The following is a 16,886-nucleotide window of genomic DNA, read 5'->3' as shown; positions in this document are numbered from 1 at the left end:
CTCCAAGGCAATTCAACTGTCCGACAGAGGGATATCATAGCGGCCCTGCACGTCTTGCGGGCGCAGTTTAATGCCATTGTACTGGCCCGTCAGGTGCGTGTAGCCACTGCGATAGTCGGGTTGCGCAGCGGTAACGCCCAGGGCCTGACCCCACGGCGCGGCCTGGGTGCCGACGTCTTCGAAGCTGACACGATGGATCAGGTTGCCGGATTTCCTGGTTTTTTCGCCGCCAAAGGCCGCAAAGGCGCCATCGCTGGCCTGCACGCCCGCGGTGGCACCGAGCATGGTTAACGCCAACATCAGCTTCTTGATCGCAGTCATGGTCATTACCTCATATGCGTTTGGCCTGTGAGGTCCAGACTACGCAGGCGCCCCTGAACTCCCCCTGAACAGGCTCTTAACCACACCTGAACCGCGCCGGACTATCCACTGGCGCGCCAACTCGGCAAAATACCGCGCATGACGCCCCTACCCTCTTGCTGCACCCCGCTCGATGCCCGTTGGCCGCTACCTGTCGCCTTACCTGGCACGGTGTTTTTGAGCACCCGATTTGATCCGGCCTTATTGGACGCGGGCGATTTCCAACGCAGCGCTGTGCCGCCGCCGGCGAGCATCCAGCGCTCGGTTGCCAAGCGTCAGGCGGAGTTTCTCGCAGGGCGCCTGTGCGCCCGCGAAGCGCTGCAACGCCTGGATAACCTCAACTGCACTCCAGCCATCGGTGAAGACCGCGCGCCGGTCTGGCCAGGGCATATCAGTGGTTCCATCACCCACAGCACCGGGCACGCCGCAGCGATTGTCGGGCATAAGGCGCAATGGCGCGGGCTGGGCATGGACCTGGAGAATGTGCTGACTCTGGAGCGGGCGGAGCGCTTGGCCGGGGAAATTCTGACAGCCAACGAGCTGCAGCGTATGGCGACCATACCGCGTGAGCTGCATGGGTTGCTGGTGACGCTGACGTTTTCGATCAAGGAGAGTCTGTTCAAGGCGCTCTACCCCATCGTGCAAAAGCGCTTTTACTTTGAACATGCCGAGCTGTTGGAGTGGTCACAGGCGGGCAATGTGCGGCTGCGGTTGCTCACGGATCTTTCTGAAGAATGGGGTGATGGCAAAGAGTTGGAGGGGCAGTTTGGGGTGGAAGGGGAGCAGTTGTTGAGCCTGGTGGCCATCGGCGCTAGATAGACTTGGTCCCGATAGCGGTGTCAGGGTTTGTCTTGATCCCTTGGCCAACTCAGGCTGAAGCACGCCCCGCCCAGGTTGTTGCTCTTGCTGATCAACGCCCGCCCGCCGTGCCAATAGATGATCCGCCGCACAATCGACAGGCCAAGGCCATGCCCCCCCGAGGCGCGGGTACGGCTGTCGTCCAGGCGCAGGAACGGCGTGAAAATTCGCTCCCAGGCACTCTCCGGCACGCCGGGGCCATCGTCTTCCACATCAATACGGCAGCGCAGCTGGCCGACCTGATAACTGATCAGCACCTGGCCCTTGGCGTGGCGCATGGCGTTACTGACAAGGTTTTGCAGGGCGCGGTGCAGGTAACGCGGCTCAGCGTCGACCCAGGCGTCCTCCCAGTGGGCCGATGACAGGCAGACACCGCGAGTCACGGTGACCTGCGGGCGCAGTGGCGACAATTCGCCAATCACTTGGTCAAGCAGCGCATCGAGGTCCACTCGCTGGAAATTCAACTCCGGCGCGCCCTGCTCCAGGCGCGCATAGGTGAGCATTTCATCCACCAGGCCATCGAGGTCCTGGATATCGCCGTCCATGCCTTCCAGGTATTTACGCCGCGCCTCGGGAGTGGCGGCGTCACCAATCATCTCCAGGCCAAAACGCAGGCGCGCTACCGGCGTGCGCAGCTCATGGGACACCGCACGCACCAGTTCGCGCTGAATCGCCAGCAATTGCTGCAAGTGCTCGGCCATGCCATTGAACGCTGCCGCCAGGCGCCCTACCGAATCGGCGCCCCGGGCCGGCACGCGCACCTCCAGGTTGCCCTTGGCGATCCGCGTCGCTGCCGCCTCCAGGCCTTTGAGCCGACGCTCCAGCTGGCGCACCAGCAGATAAACGATCAAGCCGATCAGGGTCAGGCCGATCAAGGTGATCAGAATCAGCCACTGTGCCGGATAGGGGTTCATTTGATAGAGCGGGCCGATTTCCAGCACCCACGGCGTACCGACCATGCCGGCAAATACGCGGATCGAATCGCCACCCTTGCCCAGGGCCATCACCGTATCGCCTTCCGCCACGCGACGGCGCTGGTCGTCGTCCATATCGGCCTGGTCGAGGGCCATCAAGTGCATCTCAAAACCAAAGCCCTTGGCCTGCTTGATGTCGGCCAGGCGTTGTGGCTGCTCAGCCACCGGAAAACGCACCAGTTCGTCGGCCAGCAGGTAGATAGTTGCACGGGCCAATTGCTCGCTGATCTGCTGCACTTCACCGGTGAGCACCAGCTGTTCCTGCTCGCTGACCAATCGCAGCACCCGCGCCGCATGAGGGCCGGTCTGTTCCACCAGCACCTGGCCGCGTTGCAAGCGATTGCGCTGGCCCAGGTCCAGTTGCGCCTCTGTAAACGTGCGCAGCTCCAGCGGAATGCCCAGCAAACGCTCCCATACCGCCAAGGCACGCAGCCGTTCGATGGCGTTCATGGCTTGCAGGTTATCGCCCATCAAGGCAAAGGTGCCGTGGGCCAGGCTTTCGCGGTATTGGCCGCTGCGCACGTCGTTGAGCAGATGCAACGCCAGGGCGCCGAGCAACGCCACCAGGATCAGCGCCGCGCACATGCCGCCGTAGATGCGCAGGAAGATCGAATTCACAGCGGCATGTCGGCAGCGGCTTCGGGGACGAACAGGTAGCCTTTGCTGCGGATGGTCTTGATCAGGCGCGGGTGGATCGGGTCGTCGCCGATTTTCGGCCGAATGCGCGAGATGCGCACATCAATGGAGCGGTCCTGGCCGTCGTAGCCAATGCCGCGCAGGGCAATGAAGATTTCTTCCCGGGACAGGATGCGCCCGGCATTTGCGACCAATAGCCACAGCAGGTCGAATTCGGCGCTGGTCAGTTCGATCCCGCCATCGTGCAGCCAGGCTTCGCGCAGCGCGTTGTCCACCACCAGCGGGCCGAACTGCAGGCGGCGCTGGTTTTCCCCCGCCGCCGGTAACGCCGGCTCGCTGCGCCGCAATAGCGCCTGGATACGCGCCAGCAACAGGCGCGGGCGCACGGGCTTGCACACATAGTCGTCAGCGCCCATGTCCAGGCCCTGCACCTGGTCCATGTCGTCGGTACGCGCGGTAAGCATCAGGATCACGCCCTCATAGCGCTCGCGAACTTTGCGACAGATGCTCAGGCCATCTTCGCCGGGCAGCATCAGGTCGAGGATCACCAGGTCCGGCTGCTCGGCGATGATGCGCGCCGCAGCCTGGGCGCCATCGCTTTCCACCGACACGCGCAGGCCGTTGCTTTCCAGGTACTCACGGGTCAACTCGGCGAGTCGCTCGTCGTCCTCGATGATCAGTATCTGCCAGGCATCTTGCTCCACGCGCCACCTCATTATTATTAGAAATTCTTTGGCTCACGCGGCCTCCACCGCCCATACCCTGTTTGTCATGTTTTAAGGGCATAACAAAGCCCGATTGTAGCCATGCCCCAACCCTTAAATACAAGCCAGGAATTCCATTCGGTGATGGCGTTTTTTTGTGATAGGGTTCGCGCCCTCAAAATTCCAACCAACGGTTTGCACCTCGGAATATTCGGTGACAAACGGTGTGATCCAGTAGTAATGCGGCCTACACGGGTGTTCCACGATTCATACACATTTTACTCACAGCGTTATCCACAGGTAGTGCGTTGCTAACCCCCCAAAAACGCATTATCTTGTACCTCGGCGCTAAAAAAACCCTACATGTAGGGTTTTAAGCGAAAAAACCAAACACAAGTCAGACCAGAAACTCAAGCGCTTTCTTGCTCACGTTTGGTTGAACCAAAGCATTTTTTCAAAGCCCAAACCGCGCACGCGGATGGCAGCCGTTTTCAAGCCCGCTTGGCTGAAGACGGTACGGGTGTTGCAGGGCTTGAACCAGGCCACTGTCACCCAGCAGGAATACGGCGAAGGGCTCCCGGCCCCAAGCCAAAGACTTCGGCATGGAAGCGGCGCGATGAGCTCCCTTCCTCCTGTCCCGAAGTTGTTATGCCAGGCCCTGGCCTGCTGTAAGTGCTTCAGGACGGAACGGTGGGCACCTTGATGGTGCCCAAATAAATATAGAATGTGGAGACAACCCCCCATGCAAACCGACACAACTCGCGAGAACCCGCAAGGCTCCGTGCCGCAGGCCGCTGATTCGAATCTGGATCTGTCCGCCACCGCACCTGGCCAACTGCGCGTGATCAAGCGTAACGGCACTGTCGTTCCTTATACCGATGACAAAATCACCGTCGCCATCACCAAAGCGTTTCTTGCAGTTGAAGGCGGCACCGCTGCTGCCTCGTCGCGCATCCACGACACCGTTGCCCGCCTGACCGAACAGGTCACCGCGACCTTCAAGCGTCGCATGCCTTCGGGCGGCACCATCCACATCGAAGAAATCCAGGACCAGGTTGAACTGGCCCTGATGCGTGCCGGCGAGCAAAAAGTGGCCCGCGACTACGTGATCTACCGCGATTCGCGCGCCAAGGAACGTGCCGTACGCTCCCCGGCCGAAGAAGCTGCCGTACAAGCGCACCCGTCGATCCGCATCACCCTGGCTGACGGCAGCTTTGCCCCGTTGGACCTGGGCCGCCTGAACACCATCATCACCGAGGCCTGCGAAGGTCTGGAAGAAGTCGACGGTGACCTGATCCAGCGCGAAACCCTGAAGAACCTGTACGACGGCGTGGCCCTGACCGACGTCAACACCGCGCTGGTGATGACCGCCCGTACCCTGGTTGAACGCGAGCCGAACTACTCGTTCGTGACCGCGCGCCTGTTGATGGACACCCTGCGTGCCGAAGGCCTGGGCTTCCTGAAAGTCGCCGACAGCGCCACTCACCACGAGATGGCTGACCTGTACGCCAAAGCCCTGCCGGCCTATATCGCCAAGGGTATCGAGTTCGAATTGCTGAACCCGATCCTGGCCACCTTCGACCTGGAAAAACTCGGCAAGGCGATCAACCACGAGCGCGATCAGCAGTTCACCTACCTGGGCCTGCAAACCCTGTACGACCGTTACTTCATCCACAAGGACGGTATCCGCTTCGAACTGCCGCAAGTGTTCTTCATGCGCGTGGCCATGGGCCTGGCAATTGAAGAGAAGAACAAAGAAGACCGTGCGATCGAGTTCTACAACCTGCTGTCGTCCTTCGACTACATGTCGTCGACCCCGACCCTGTTCAACGCCGGCACCCTGCGTCCTCAGCTGTCGAGCTGCTACCTGACCACCGTGCCGGATGACCTGTCGGGCATCTACCACGCGATCCACGACAACGCCATGCTGTCCAAATTCGCCGGCGGCCTGGGTAACGACTGGACCCCGGTGCGCGCACTGGGTTCTTACATCAAGGGCACCAACGGCAAGTCCCAGGGCGTTGTACCGTTCCTGAAAGTGGTGAACGACACCGCCGTCGCCGTTAACCAGGGTGGCAAGCGCAAAGGCGCTGTGTGTGCCTACCTGGAAACCTGGCACATGGACATTGAAGAGTTCATCGAGCTGCGCAAGAACACCGGTGATGACCGTCGTCGTACCCACGACATGAACACCGCCAACTGGATCCCTGACCTGTTCATGAAGCGCGTCTTCGATGACGGCAAGTGGACCCTGTTCTCGCCATCCGAAGTACCGGACCTGCACGACCTGACCGGCAAGGCTTTCGAGGAGCGCTACGAGTACTACGAAGCCCTCACCGAGTACCCAGGCAAGGTCAAGCTGTTCAAGACCATCCAGGCTAAAGACCTGTGGCGCAAAATGCTGTCCATGCTGTTCGAAACCGGCCACCCATGGTTGACCTTCAAGGACCCATGCAACCTGCGCAGCCCGCAGCAGCACGTGGGCGTGGTCCACAGTTCGAACCTGTGCACCGAGATCACCTTGAACACCAACAAGGACGAGATCGCCGTTTGCAACCTGGGCTCGATCAACCTGCCGAACCACATCGTCAACGGCAAGCTGGACACCGCCAAGCTGGAGCGCACCGTCAACACCGCAGTACGCATGCTCGATAACGTGATCGACATCAACTACTACTCGGTGCCACAGGCGCAGAACTCCAACTTCAAGCACCGCCCAGTGGGCCTGGGTATCATGGGCTTCCAGGACGCGCTGTACCTGCAGCACATTCCTTACGGTTCGGATGCTGCGGTCGAGTTCGCCGACAAATCCATGGAAGCGGTGAGCTACTATGCGATCCAGGCGTCCTGCGACCTGGCCGACGAGCGCGGCGCCTACGAGACGTTCCAGGGTTCGCTGTGGTCCAAGGGCATCCTGCCGCTGGATTCGCAACAGATCCTGATCGAAGCCCGTGGCCAGAAGTACATCGACGTTGATCTGAACGAAACCCTGGACTGGGCGCCGGTTCGTGCCCGCGTGCAAAAAGGTATTCGTAACTCCAACATCATGGCCATCGCACCGACCGCCACCATCGCCAACATCACTGGCGTGTCGCAGTCGATCGAACCGACCTACCAGAACCTGTATGTGAAATCGAACCTGTCGGGCGAATTCACCGTGATCAACCCATACCTGGTTCGCGACCTGAAAGCCCGCGGCCTGTGGGACTCGGTCATGATCAACGACCTGAAGTACTACGACGGTTCCGTGCAGCAGATCGAACGCATCCCGCAAGAACTCAAAGAGCTCTACGCAACCGCCTTCGAAGTGGATACCAAGTGGATCGTTGACGCCGCCAGCCGCCGTCAGAAGTGGATCGACCAGGCTCAGTCGCTGAACCTCTACATCGCCGGCGCTTCGGGCAAGAAGCTGGATGTGACCTACCGCATGGCCTGGTACCGTGGCCTGAAAACCACTTACTACCTCCGTGCCCTGGCCGCGACCAGCACCGAGAAGTCGACCATCAACACCGGTAAGTTGAACGCTGTTTCCAGCGGCAACCATGGTGATGATTCGGTTCTTGCAGCTCCTGCCGGTCCGGCACCTGTGCCAAAGGCCTGCGCGATTGACGAGCCGGATTGCGAAGCTTGCCAATAAGCTGAACCTGCCGAGGGTTTAACCACTTAAGGCAGAAAAGCCCCCGATACACCTAGGGTGTATCGGGGGCTTTTTCGTGGGCGGGCATAAAGCCCTTGTTGCGGTACTGCGGTTCGGTCAATAACTGGATTGGCAGCGTGAAGCAGATGCAAATGTGGGAGGGGGCTTGCCCCCGATAGGGTGGTGTCAGTCAATGGATACTTGGCTGATACACCGCTATCGGGGGCAAGCCCCCTCCCACATTTTGAAGCACTAACCTATCAGGTCATCTGGATGATGGTCTGCATGATGGTGCTTTGGGTGGAGATGGTCTTGGCGTTCGCCTGGTAGTTGCTCTGGGCCTTGATCAGGTCAACCAGCTCGTTGGTCAGGTTGACGTTGGAGTTCTCCAGGGAGGTGGCCTTGATCGACCCCAGAGTGCCAGATTCCGGTGCGTCGAAGCCCGGCTGACCCGACGCGAAGGTCTCTTTCCAGGTCGTACCGCCGGCGGGCTGCAGGCCCTGCTCATTGTTGAAGCTGGCCAGAGAAATCTGGCCGATGGCCTTGCTCTGCTGGTTACTGAAGGTGGCGAAGAGCACACCGCTGCCATCGATCTTCAAGCCGGTGATCTGGCCGGTGGCGTAACCATCTGTGACCGGCGGGTTACGGTAGCTGGCCGAGTTGTACTGGGTGACGGTGCCCATGTTGATGGCGATGCCGTCCTTGTTCGCCGTCGCATCGTTAGCCTTCCATACGCCATCGGTCACCGTGCCAGGTACCCAATCCTTGATGGTCAAGGTGTTACCGGCAACACCGCCGGTCACGATGCTCTTGAGGTTACCAGCACCATCGAAGCTCAACGTCGACGGCACAGGCGCCTTCACGTCAGCACCGGTACCGGTAGGCGCCGAACCATCAGGATTGCGGCCATCGATCAAGGTGTAGGCCTGCCACTGGTTGGCATCGGTTTTCACCAGGTACTGCACCATCGGGTGCGCGTTGCCCTGGGAGTCGTACAAGGTGGTGCTGTATTGCGTGGTGAAGGTTTCGGATTTGGTTGGATCAAACGGGTTCTTGGACTGATCGATCACCGGCGACGAGGAGTTCAGGTTGCTGGAAGAGTCCACCTTGGTAGACGCCTTCGGGGGCAGGTTGGCCAGGTTCAGCTGCAGGTCGACCAGGCCACCCTTGGTGATCTTGCCATTCTCGTCCGCGGCATAGCCTTGCAGGCGCGAGGTGCCGGTATTGTTGGTGATATAGCCGTCTTTGTCCGCGCGGAAGGCACCGCTACGGGTGTATTCCAGCGAGCCGTCGCTGCCCTTCTGCACGAAGAAGCCACCGCCCTGGATCGCCATGTCGAGGATGCCACCGCTACCATTGACATCGCCTTGGGTGAACTGCTGGGACACTGCCGCCAGGTTCACACCGTTGCCGATACTGTTCTGGCCGGTGCCCAACTTGGAAGCCGCGTAGATATCGGCGAATTCCGCACGGGATGACTTGAAGCCAGTGGTCGCGACGTTGGCGATGTTGTTGCCGGTCACGTCCAGTTGTTTGTTGGCCGCATAGAGGCCGCTAAGGCCGATATTAAAAGACATGTTTCTCTCCCTCTGCCGTATTTAGCCGGCTCTATGTACCGATAGTCTGAATTTGCGACAGCTTGACGCTGCCCATGCCGCCTGCAAGGTTGAGCAGCATTTCGCCGCCGGTCTTGCTCAAGGTCACGCTGGTAACCGTGGCCGGTAGCGAGGTGGCCAGGGCCACCGCGTCACCTTTGTCGTTCTTGGTGGAGGCATTGAAGGTGTAGGTGCCGGCTGGGGCGACCTCGCCCTTGTCATTCTTGCCGTCCCAGATAAAGCTCTGGCTGCCGGCACTCTGCGCGCCCATATCCACGGTGCGCACGACGTTGCCGTCCTTGTCGGTGATTTTGACGGAAACGTTACCCGCCGCCGATGGCACCTCTACCGAACCGTTCATGCTCTTGCTGGTATCAACCATGGCTTTGTCGGTCTGGATAATGATCGACCGCCCCACCAGCGATGAAGCCTGCAGCGCTTGCGAAGAGCTGAAGTTGCTGGAGATGTTATTCACCGAGTCGTTCAGGGTGTTGATGCCTTCCAGGCTGCTGAACTGGGCAAGTTGGGCCACGAACGCGCCGTTGTCCTGGGGCGACAGCGGGTTCTGGTTTTTCAGCTGGGTTACCAGCAACTGCAGGAATGCGTCCTTGCCCAGCGACTGGTTGCCAGTGGCCGCTTTGGAAACATTCGAGACATTGTTCGAAGCGTCCTTGACCTTGGAATTGAACAGGTCCTGGACTGCCGTGTTGTTTGACGTATCAACGATGGCCATTATTTGGCGCCCCTTATTACTGACCCAGGGTCAGGACCTTCTGCATCATGGCTTTGGCGGTGTTCATCATTTCCGCATTGGTCTGGAACGAACGACTGGCGGAGATCATGTCAGCCATTTCCTCGACCACGTTGACGTTGGGGTAGTAGACGTAACCCTTTTCGTTCGCGGCCGGATGGTTGGGCTCGTAACGGGCCTCCAGGTTGCTCTGGTCTTCGACCACACCCAGCACCTGCACGCCGGCGCCGGCTGCGTCCTGGTTCTGGAACAACGAATCGCTGCCACCGGCCTGGCCACCCTGGAACATGGTGGCAAACACCGGGTGACGGGCACGATAAGTCTGGTCAATGCTCGAAGAGACGGTCTCGGCGTTGGCGATGTTACTGGCGACGGTGTTCAAACGCGTGGTCTGCGCGCTCATGCCACTGCCGGCAATATTGAAAACACTGGACAGGGACATGGCTTATTCTCCACGCAGGGCTGACATCAGCCCTTTGAATTTGCTGTTGAGCAGGGTGAAGCTGGCCTGGAAGTTCACCGAGTTCTCGGCGTAGTTCGATTGCTCCAACTGCGCGTCGACGGTGTTCTGGTCGATCGACGGCTGCATCGGCGTGCGATACAGCAACGACTCGTCACCCTTGCTCAGGCCTTGCGCTTCGATATGACGGCTGTTGGTCATGTTCAAGGCGAAGGTGCCGTTCTTGGTCTTGTCTTGCTGTGCGGCGAGCACGGCAGAGAAGTCCAGGTCCCGAGCCTTGTAGTTCGGGGTATCGGCGTTGGCAATGTTATTGGCCAGGACTTCGGCACGCTGGGCGCGAAAGCCCAGGGCTTGTTCATGGATACCGAGCGCTTTATCGAAGCTGATGCTCATGGCGGAAACCTTTAGGCTGACCTGCTGTTCGTTAGCAGGGTTATAGCAAGGTGCGTGCCAGTCTTGCGGAGGCCCGTATATCAAGGGTTTCGAGGGTAGGTGCCGGCGACTATGCCAGAAAAGCGGCAACGGGTTTCCGCGTGGCGCCAGTAAAGCGGCAATGGGGAGTTGCCGCTTTCTTCAACGTTGCCGCAGAAACAAATGTGGGAGGGGGCTTGCTCCCGATAGCGGTGTATCAGTGATAAAGACATCAACTGAACCAACGCTATCGGGAGCAAGCCCCCTCCCACACTCTAACTGCGTGCGACTTACTTGGCCTGGTAGATGATCCCCGGGCTGCACTGCACCATCTGGTAATGGTCCGGCAGGCCATTCAACGCTTCGGAAGCACCGAGGAACAGGTAACCGCCGCGCTTGAGCGTGCCGTGGATACGCAACAGGATGTCTTTCTTCACTTCGGCCGAGAAATAGATCAGCACGTTGCGGCAGAACACCATGTCGAACTTGCCCAGGCTGGCGTAGCTGTCGAGCAGGTTGAACGAGCGGAACTCCACGCGATTCTTGATCGGTGCCTTGATCGCCCAGCGCCCGGCGCCTTTGGGGTCGAAGTAACGCTGCAGGCGCTCCTGGGATAAACCGCGGCCCAGGGCCAGGCTGTCGTACTCACCGGTCTTGCAGTTGGTGAGCATGGTGCCGGACAAGTCGGTAGCAACAATTTGCGCGCCGGCTTTCAACTGGCCCATGTTGGTTCGCTCGAACTCGTCGATGGACATCGAGATCGAGTACGGCTCCTGCCCCGAGGAACAAGCCGCCGACCAGATACGCAGGCGCTGGCCAGGACTGGCCTTGATGGCTTCCGGCAACACTTTGTTCTTGAGCACTTCAAAGGGGTAGGTATCTCGAAACCACAGGGTTTCGTTGGTGGTCATGGCATCGACCACCATTTCCTTGAGCCCGCTGCGCGGCTGCCCCTGGATCCGCTGGACCAACTCACCCAGGGACTTGATGCCCTGCTGTTCCATCAGTTTGTTGAGACGGCTGGATACCAGGTACTGCTTGTTTTCACCGAGCAATATGCCACAGGCTTTTTCCAGGAAGACCCGGAACTGTTCGAAATCCAAATTACCCGTAGACAATGATACCGCCTCTTAAATCGTGTGATCGCCGGGGGAAATCCCCTAGCCGTGATCTGCTGCCTTGATCCGGTCGACTACCCGGGATGCGAGGTCATCAGGACGGAATTTGGCCAGAAAGTCATCAGCACCAACCTTCTTGACCATTGCCTGATTGAATACCCCCGACAACGAAGTATGCAGGATGATATGCAGTTTTTGCATGCGTGGATCGTTGCGTATCTCGGCCGTGAGCGTGTAGCCGTCCATTTCCGGCATCTCGATGTCGGAGATCATCATCAGGAATTCTTCTTCGGGCTTCTTGCCTTCGTCCACCAGCTTGCGCAGGTAATCCAAGGCCTGACGACCATCATTGAGGGCCACCACGTCTACACCAACGGTCTGCAGGCAGCGTGTGACCTGCTTGCGCGCCACTGAGGAGTCGTCCACGGTCAATACGCGCAGAGACACCGCCTTGTGTGCAGTCTCGGCATCCACCACACCCACAGAGATGGTTTCCGAGGTGGGCGCCACTTCGGCGAGGATTTTCTCCACGTCGATGATTTCGACCAACTGGTTATCGACCCGTGTCACCGCCGTCAGGTAGTGATCGCGCCCCGTGCCCTTGGGCGGCGGGTGGATCTCTTCCCAGTTCATATTGACGATACGCTCCACCGAGCGCACCAGGAAACCCTGGGTCTTGGTGTTGTACTCGGTGATGATCACAAAGGGGTTCTGGCGGTCTTGCAAACCCGCCGAGCCCGTGGCCATCGCCAGGTCAAGAATGGGAATAGTTGCACCACGGATGTTGGCTACGCCACACACCACTGGGCTGGACTTGGGCATGATCGTCAGCTTGGGGCATTGCAGCACTTCCCGCACTTTGAATACGTTGATGCCGTACAACTGCTTGCCATCCAGGCGAAAAAGCAACAACTCCAGGCGATTCTGCCCTACCAGCTGTGTGCGCTGGTTTACTGAATCCATTACACCTGCCATGCCCTGACTCCTAAATCCTGGGGGTACGACGCGCACCCAACACTAAACGGCACGAGCTTTGCTATTTATTAAACATGGATATTAAAACGACAGTTTCCCGACGCCCTAGCCACCGCAGGCTGTTCAGCACCGTGATGGCGCTGCTTGCCTTGAGCATTGGCGCTACCGCACGCGCCGACAATGTCACCCTGCCTGATCTCCTTATCGGCGTCACCCAGGGTTTTCTTGAATTCACTTTAGAAGATTATCTGGCGACCACGCAGACCCCGGGACGTTATGAAATTCAGGTCAGCCAGTTGGACCCGCGCTTGCGCATGCCGATGTGCGACAAGGAATTGACAGCCACGCTGGAAAGCCCTGCCCAGCCCATCGGACGCGTAACGGTAAAAGTTCGCTGTGAAGGCGCCTCGCCCTGGACGGTATTCGTGCCGGCTCAGGTCAAGCTGTTCCGCGATGTGGTAGTAGTCGCGCGGCCGTTGAAACGCACCGGCATCATCGGCTACGAGGATGTGGCCCTGCGCGAGCGCGATATCAGCCTGATCAACCAGGGCTACCTGACCTCAGTGGATCAGGCTATCGGGCAGAGACTCACCCGACCAATGGTCACCGATCAAGTCATCACACTGGTTCATCTGGAACAGGCCGAAGTGATTCGCAAGGGTGACCAGGTGGTGATTTCTGCCAGCAGTGGCGGGCTGAACGTAAGGATGCCAGGGGAGGCACTGTCCAACGGCGGCATGAGCGAACAGATTCGCGTCAAGAACCTCAACTCCAATCGCGTGATCAAGGCGCGGGTCACGGCGCCAGGTCAGGTCGAAGTTGCTTTATAGATCACTGGAATCACAGCCCGGCTTTTCCTACACTGTGTATTGGATGTCGAGCGGTACAGGTTTATTGTCAATCGAGCCTAAAGTTTGCCCGGGTATGGCCGAAAACATGGCAAGCGTCCAAATACCCAGAGGTTTTTTTCACCATGGTCATTGATTTCAGTCGTTTGAATAGCACCCAGGCTTTGCCGGGCAATACGCGCACCAACGGTGCCAAGGACAGCGTAGAAGCCAAGTCCCAGCCCCTGCCCGCCAAGGCAGAGCAGGCCAGCGCCAGCCAGAGCGGGGAATCGGTACACCTGAGCAATGAGGCTCAACAGTTGCAGAAGGTCACTGACTCGCTGCGTGATCAGCCGGTTGTCAATAAAGCTCGCGTGGCTGAGTTGAAACAGGCCATCGCCGACGGCAGCTATAAAGTCGACAGCAGCCGTGTAGCCAGTAAGCTGCTTAACTTCGAAGCCGAGCGCTAGGCAAAAGCCTGCGCAGGGCTTTTGGACGCTTAAAACCCAAGGCCAGCCATGCACCACGACGAACATCTGCTTCAACTGATCATTGATGATCTGGCGCCCACGCACCAGTTGCTTGAGCTGCTCAAGGAAGAATCCCTGGCCCTGTACGGCCGGGACATGCCCTTGCTCGAAGAAATCCTGGCGCGCAAGCAGTCGCTGATTGTGTTGCTCGAACAACACGGCAAGAAGCGCAGCCAGATACTCATCAGCCTGGGCCTGCCTGCCGATCACGAAGGCCTGGCACAACTGGCCAGCCATTCCTCGGTCGGTGATCAATTACTGGCGCAAAGCAAAGAACTCAATCAATTGCTTGCCCAGTGCCAGGAAGCCAACCTGCTCAACGGCCAATCAATCCAGCTTCAGCAAGCCACGACCGCCAATCAGTTGCGCATACTGCACGGTGGTGAGCCTCCGGCCCTGTACAACGCCCAAGGCTCCACCTCTCGCCTGGTCAAGCCAAGTACCCGCAGCCAAGCCTGACACCGGTTTACAGCGCGACCTATCCAAGGAGCGCTACATACTGGCAAAATGCCGGTTCTTGCGTGTAGTCGTACTTTGTCTGGAGATGGAAGAACCGTGTTCAACGCCCCTAATGCGGAAGATGCACCGCAGCCACCGAAGGTGCTCACTACGCCTCTGGAAGTCGCCAGCACATTACGGATGCTGCAAGAAAGCCATGATCCGCTGATCATCACTTTCCACGAACGCAGCCAGCGCTTTCAAAGCTATTTGGTGGATATTGATCGGGACAGCAAAACGCTGGCCCTGGATGAAATGATCCCCCGAGACGGTGAGCGCTACCTCGAGAACGGCGAACCCTTTCGTATCGAAGGCTTCCATGAAGGTGTACGGGTTGCCTGGGAAAGCAATGGCACGCTGAACATCAGCGAAAAAGACGGCCACCGTATCTATAGCGGCAGCATGCCTGATGAAGTGGTTTACCATCAGCGGCGCAATGCATTTCGCGCCGCGCTGAAACTTGCGCAATTGGTGAATATCGAACTGGGCGGCGAGAAGCTCAAGGCACCGATCAGCGGCAAACTTCTGGACATTTCCGCCACCGGCTGCAAATTGCGCTTTGAGGGCGATATCTCCGAGCGCCTGCAGTTGGGCCAGGTCTATGACCGCTTTATCGCCGCCCTGCCCTTTGGCAGCATGACCACCTCCGTCGAACTGCGCTACCTGCACTTCGAAGACAAGATCAACACGACCTTTGCTGGCGTGCGCTTTCACAACATGAGTGGTTTGGTGCAGCGCCAGGTGGAGCGTTTTGTCTACCAGCTGCAGCGTGAGGCTCGGCGCTTCGACAAGGACGATGATCTTTAAGGTTTGGACGCTGAAATAAAAAACGGGCAGTTCCTGATAGGAACTGCCCGTTTTCATTCAGGGGCGTGCCCTGCTCAAGTCATGGGGATGTTCATCCGGGTCCACCGGCTCCTGCGGCTCTTCATTGGCTGGCTCATCAGTTACCGGGTCTGGCTCGGGTTCCGGGTCAGGGACAGTGACCTGCATCTGCTCCTGTACCACTTGCTCATCCACCCGTGGGTCTAGCGCTGCTACCAGCGGTGAACTGGACATGCTGTCAGGCATCGCCACGTGATGCAGCGGGGCGTCGTCGACCTGGTGCAGGTTGGTCACTGCTTTGGGGCGGATGCGCCATACCAGGATCAACGCACACAAACTGAAAAACGCGTAGAGCATCTGGCTGCCGAACAACTTCATCACTACGCCCGCCAGCAGTGGGCCGATACTGGCGCCTATGCCGTAGGTCACCAACAACATGGCCGTCAGCGAAACCCGACGATCACCTTCTACATGATCGTTGGAAAAAGCCACTGCCAATGGGTAAAGGCAGAACTGCACCAGCGAACAGAAGAAGCCTGCCACAAACAGCACTTCCAGCGGTACTTGAGTCATGATCGCCAGCGGCAACGCTGTTACGGCCAGGCACAACGCAAAGCAGCGAATCAACAGCGCGCGGTCATAGCGGTCCGATAGCCATCCCAGCGGCCACTGAACGACCAAGCCGGCAAAAATGCAGCTCCCCATGAACAAGCCGACTTGCTCAGTCGTCAGCCCCTGCTGAGACGCGTAGAGCGGCGCCAAACCGTAGAACGACCCAACGATCAAGCCCGCGCCCAGCACCGTACTAAGAGACTGTGGCACACGCTTTATAAAAAAACGGGGCTCCATCGGGGCCGGGTGCAGGGGCGCGGGGTGAATGCGTCGGGTCATGGCCACAGGCACCAGGCACAACGCAAAACACAGCGCGACCAACATCAGCAGTTCAAGCCCAAGGTGAGGATGCATAACCAGGATCAACTGCCCCAGTACCAACCCGAGGTAGGACGCGATCATGTAGCCGCTGAACACTACGCCACGCTGCTTGGCATCCGCCTGTTCATTGAGCCAGCTTTCGATAACCATGTACTGGCACATCATCCCCAGGCCGACGATTATCCGCAGCACGATCCAGGCAGGTAGCCAATCAATCAAGCCATGACCCAGCACTGCCGCGCCGACGATTCCGGCGCAAGTCGCGTAGGCACGAATATGTCCAACGCGGGCAATCAGGCGATGCCCGATCTTGCCGCCCAGTACCAAGCCAAAATAGTTGGCGGCCATCAGCGCACCGACCCACAAACTGTCGACATTGTCTGCCGCCAGGCGCAAGGCCAGGTAAGTACTGAGCAGGCCGGAGCCAATCAGCATCATCAAAGAGGCGAAATAAAGGGCTCGAAAAGATTTCCAGATCTGGCGCATCGGCGTTCCGAGCGGCTCCTTGCGGTAAGGGATTGGGCTATCGGCATGATAGTCCGGGTGGTCGGGTCCGGACAGGCGGTGCGGCCTGTTTCCGGGGATTATTTTGCATAAGAGCTCAGACGTTGCACCTGTGTCTGTAGGTACACAACGATAGAGATAAATACATGACGCCCCTGCTGTGAACCCTGAAGCGCTGCAAGGTTCGACTGATCTTTGAGGCTTTGCAAAAAGCTGTGGGTATTGAATAGCTCGGTACTTTTCGACCGCCCAAAACAAAACCCCTGTCTGCGTTAGCAAACAGGGGTTCT

The 16,886-nt window shown here is 58.7% G+C and carries 16 protein-coding genes; 6 read left to right on the top strand and 10 right to left on the bottom strand.

Annotated elements, in window-relative coordinates; genetic code table 11:
* Positions 1-12 precede the first annotated feature (12 nt).
* Positions 13-321: a hypothetical protein gene (locus E4O98_RS19030; RefSeq protein ID WP_005790571.1), complete on the bottom strand. Its 309-nt coding sequence runs from the start codon at positions 319-321 to the stop codon at positions 13-15.
* Positions 322-459: 138 nt separating this feature from the next.
* Here E4O98_RS19030 and E4O98_RS19025 point away from each other — a divergent pair, with 138 nt between their 5' ends.
* On the top strand, positions 460-1,179 hold the full coding sequence (locus E4O98_RS19025) for a 4'-phosphopantetheinyl transferase superfamily protein (RefSeq protein ID WP_248135982.1): 720 nt from the start codon (positions 460-462) through the stop codon (positions 1,177-1,179).
* A gap of 20 nt (positions 1,180-1,199) precedes the next feature.
* On the opposite strand, the gene E4O98_RS19020 is transcribed toward E4O98_RS19025, so the two are convergent.
* Both E4O98_RS19020 and E4O98_RS19015 read right to left on the bottom strand, forming a co-directional pair.
* Positions 1,200-2,810, bottom strand: a complete 1,611-nt coding sequence (locus E4O98_RS19020) for an ATP-binding protein (protein ID WP_032879845.1) — start codon at positions 2,808-2,810, stop codon at positions 1,200-1,202.
* Complete coding sequence (locus E4O98_RS19015; RefSeq protein ID WP_032879844.1) at positions 2,807-3,532, bottom strand: response regulator; 726 nt, start codon at positions 3,530-3,532, stop codon at positions 2,807-2,809. Before E4O98_RS19015 ends, E4O98_RS19020 begins: the two co-directional genes overlap by 4 nt.
* 742 nt (positions 3,533-4,274) lie before the next feature.
* Here E4O98_RS19015 and E4O98_RS19010 point away from each other — a divergent pair.
* The gene (locus E4O98_RS19010; protein ID WP_032879843.1) at positions 4,275-7,169 is read left to right on the top strand and encodes a ribonucleoside-diphosphate reductase subunit alpha; all 2,895 of its coding nucleotides are present in this window, start codon (positions 4,275-4,277) and stop codon (positions 7,167-7,169) included.
* A 260-nt stretch (positions 7,170-7,429) separates the two neighbouring features.
* Here E4O98_RS19010 and flgE read toward each other — a convergent pair whose 3' ends face one another.
* The 6 genes from flgE to E4O98_RS18980 form a co-directional block, all read right to left on the bottom strand.
* Positions 7,430-8,746 (bottom strand): flagellar hook protein FlgE, encoded by a 1,317-nt coding sequence (flgE, locus tag E4O98_RS19005; protein WP_032879842.1) that lies wholly within the window; start codon positions 8,744-8,746, stop codon positions 7,430-7,432.
* 31 nt (positions 8,747-8,777) lie between these two features.
* Positions 8,778-9,497 (bottom strand): flagellar hook assembly protein FlgD, encoded by a 720-nt coding sequence (gene flgD, locus E4O98_RS19000; RefSeq protein WP_032879841.1) that lies wholly within the window; start codon positions 9,495-9,497, stop codon positions 8,778-8,780.
* Positions 9,498-9,513: 16 nt separating this feature from the next.
* Complete coding sequence (gene flgC, locus E4O98_RS18995) at positions 9,514-9,957, bottom strand: flagellar basal body rod protein FlgC (protein ID WP_248135980.1); 444 nt, start codon at positions 9,955-9,957, stop codon at positions 9,514-9,516.
* A 3-nt stretch (positions 9,958-9,960) separates the two neighbouring features.
* On the bottom strand, positions 9,961-10,368 hold the full coding sequence (flgB, locus tag E4O98_RS18990) for a flagellar basal body rod protein FlgB (protein ID WP_003193573.1): 408 nt from the start codon (positions 10,366-10,368) through the stop codon (positions 9,961-9,963).
* Positions 10,369-10,676: 308 nt separating this feature from the next.
* Positions 10,677-11,504, bottom strand: a complete 828-nt coding sequence (cheR, locus tag E4O98_RS18985) for a protein-glutamate O-methyltransferase CheR (protein ID WP_005790588.1) — start codon at positions 11,502-11,504, stop codon at positions 10,677-10,679.
* Positions 11,505-11,546: 42 nt separating this feature from the next.
* On the bottom strand, positions 11,547-12,479 hold the full coding sequence (locus tag E4O98_RS18980; protein WP_005790590.1) for a chemotaxis protein CheV: 933 nt from the start codon (positions 12,477-12,479) through the stop codon (positions 11,547-11,549).
* A 74-nt stretch (positions 12,480-12,553) separates the two neighbouring features.
* Between E4O98_RS18980 and flgA the strand changes: the two genes are divergently transcribed.
* The 4 genes from flgA (at position 12,554) to E4O98_RS18960 (ending at position 15,141) form a co-directional block, all read left to right on the top strand.
* Positions 12,554-13,309 carry a flagellar basal body P-ring formation chaperone FlgA gene (gene flgA / locus E4O98_RS18975; RefSeq protein ID WP_248135978.1) on the top strand — a complete coding sequence of 252 codons (756 nt, stop codon included), beginning with the start codon at positions 12,554-12,556 and terminating at the stop codon, positions 13,307-13,309.
* A gap of 143 nt (positions 13,310-13,452) precedes the next feature.
* Entirely contained in the window at positions 13,453-13,776 is a 324-nt protein-coding gene (gene flgM / locus E4O98_RS18970; protein ID WP_032879838.1) for a flagellar biosynthesis anti-sigma factor FlgM, read from the top strand.
* Positions 13,777-13,824: 48 nt separating this feature from the next.
* Positions 13,825-14,295, top strand: coding sequence for a flagellar protein FlgN (locus E4O98_RS18965; RefSeq protein WP_005790595.1), 471 nt, complete (start codon positions 13,825-13,827; stop codon positions 14,293-14,295).
* 96 nt (positions 14,296-14,391) lie between these two features.
* A complete protein-coding gene (locus tag E4O98_RS18960) occupies positions 14,392-15,141 on the top strand; it encodes a flagellar brake protein (RefSeq protein ID WP_005790597.1) in 750 nt (249 codons plus the stop codon).
* 57 nt (positions 15,142-15,198) lie between these two features.
* On the opposite strand, the gene E4O98_RS18955 is transcribed toward E4O98_RS18960, so the two are convergent.
* Positions 15,199-16,578 (bottom strand): MFS transporter, encoded by a 1,380-nt coding sequence (locus E4O98_RS18955; protein WP_005790600.1) that lies wholly within the window; start codon positions 16,576-16,578, stop codon positions 15,199-15,201.
* Between the last annotated feature and the right edge of the window lie 308 nt (positions 16,579-16,886).

Origin of the sequence: Pseudomonas sp. W2Jun17 (assembly GCF_023127795.1) — a bacterium.
Taxonomy (GTDB): domain Bacteria; phylum Pseudomonadota; class Gammaproteobacteria; order Pseudomonadales; family Pseudomonadaceae; genus Aquipseudomonas; species Aquipseudomonas synxantha_A.
This window is presented reverse-complemented; position numbering and strand designations above follow the sequence as displayed.

What these genes read in the sequence shown, in the direction of transcription:
- E4O98_RS19030 (WP_005790571.1), bottom strand. Translation starts at nt 321, where the DNA reads ATGACTGCGATCAAGAAGCTGATGTTGGCGTTAACCATGCTCGGTGCC.
- E4O98_RS19025 (WP_248135982.1), top strand. Translation starts at nt 460, where the DNA reads ATGACGCCCCTACCCTCTTGCTGCACCCCGCTCGATGCCCGTTGGCCG.
- E4O98_RS19010 (WP_032879843.1), top strand. Translation starts at nt 4,275, where the DNA reads ATGCAAACCGACACAACTCGCGAGAACCCGCAAGGCTCCGTGCCGCAG.
- flgE (WP_032879842.1), bottom strand. Translation starts at nt 8,746, where the DNA reads ATGTCTTTTAATATCGGCCTTAGCGGCCTCTATGCGGCCAACAAACAA.
- flgD (WP_032879841.1), bottom strand. Translation starts at nt 9,497, where the DNA reads ATGGCCATCGTTGATACGTCAAACAACACGGCAGTCCAGGACCTGTTC.
- flgC (WP_248135980.1), bottom strand. Translation starts at nt 9,957, where the DNA reads ATGTCCCTGTCCAGTGTTTTCAATATTGCCGGCAGTGGCATGAGCGCG.
- flgB (WP_003193573.1), bottom strand. Translation starts at nt 10,368, where the DNA reads ATGAGCATCAGCTTCGATAAAGCGCTCGGTATCCATGAACAAGCCCTG.
- E4O98_RS18980 (WP_005790590.1), bottom strand. Translation starts at nt 12,479, where the DNA reads ATGGCAGGTGTAATGGATTCAGTAAACCAGCGCACACAGCTGGTAGGG.
- flgA (WP_248135978.1), top strand. Translation starts at nt 12,554, where the DNA reads ATGGATATTAAAACGACAGTTTCCCGACGCCCTAGCCACCGCAGGCTG.
- flgM (WP_032879838.1), top strand. Translation starts at nt 13,453, where the DNA reads ATGGTCATTGATTTCAGTCGTTTGAATAGCACCCAGGCTTTGCCGGGC.
- E4O98_RS18965 (WP_005790595.1), top strand. Translation starts at nt 13,825, where the DNA reads ATGCACCACGACGAACATCTGCTTCAACTGATCATTGATGATCTGGCG.
- E4O98_RS18955 (WP_005790600.1), bottom strand. Translation starts at nt 16,578, where the DNA reads ATGCGCCAGATCTGGAAATCTTTTCGAGCCCTTTATTTCGCCTCTTTG.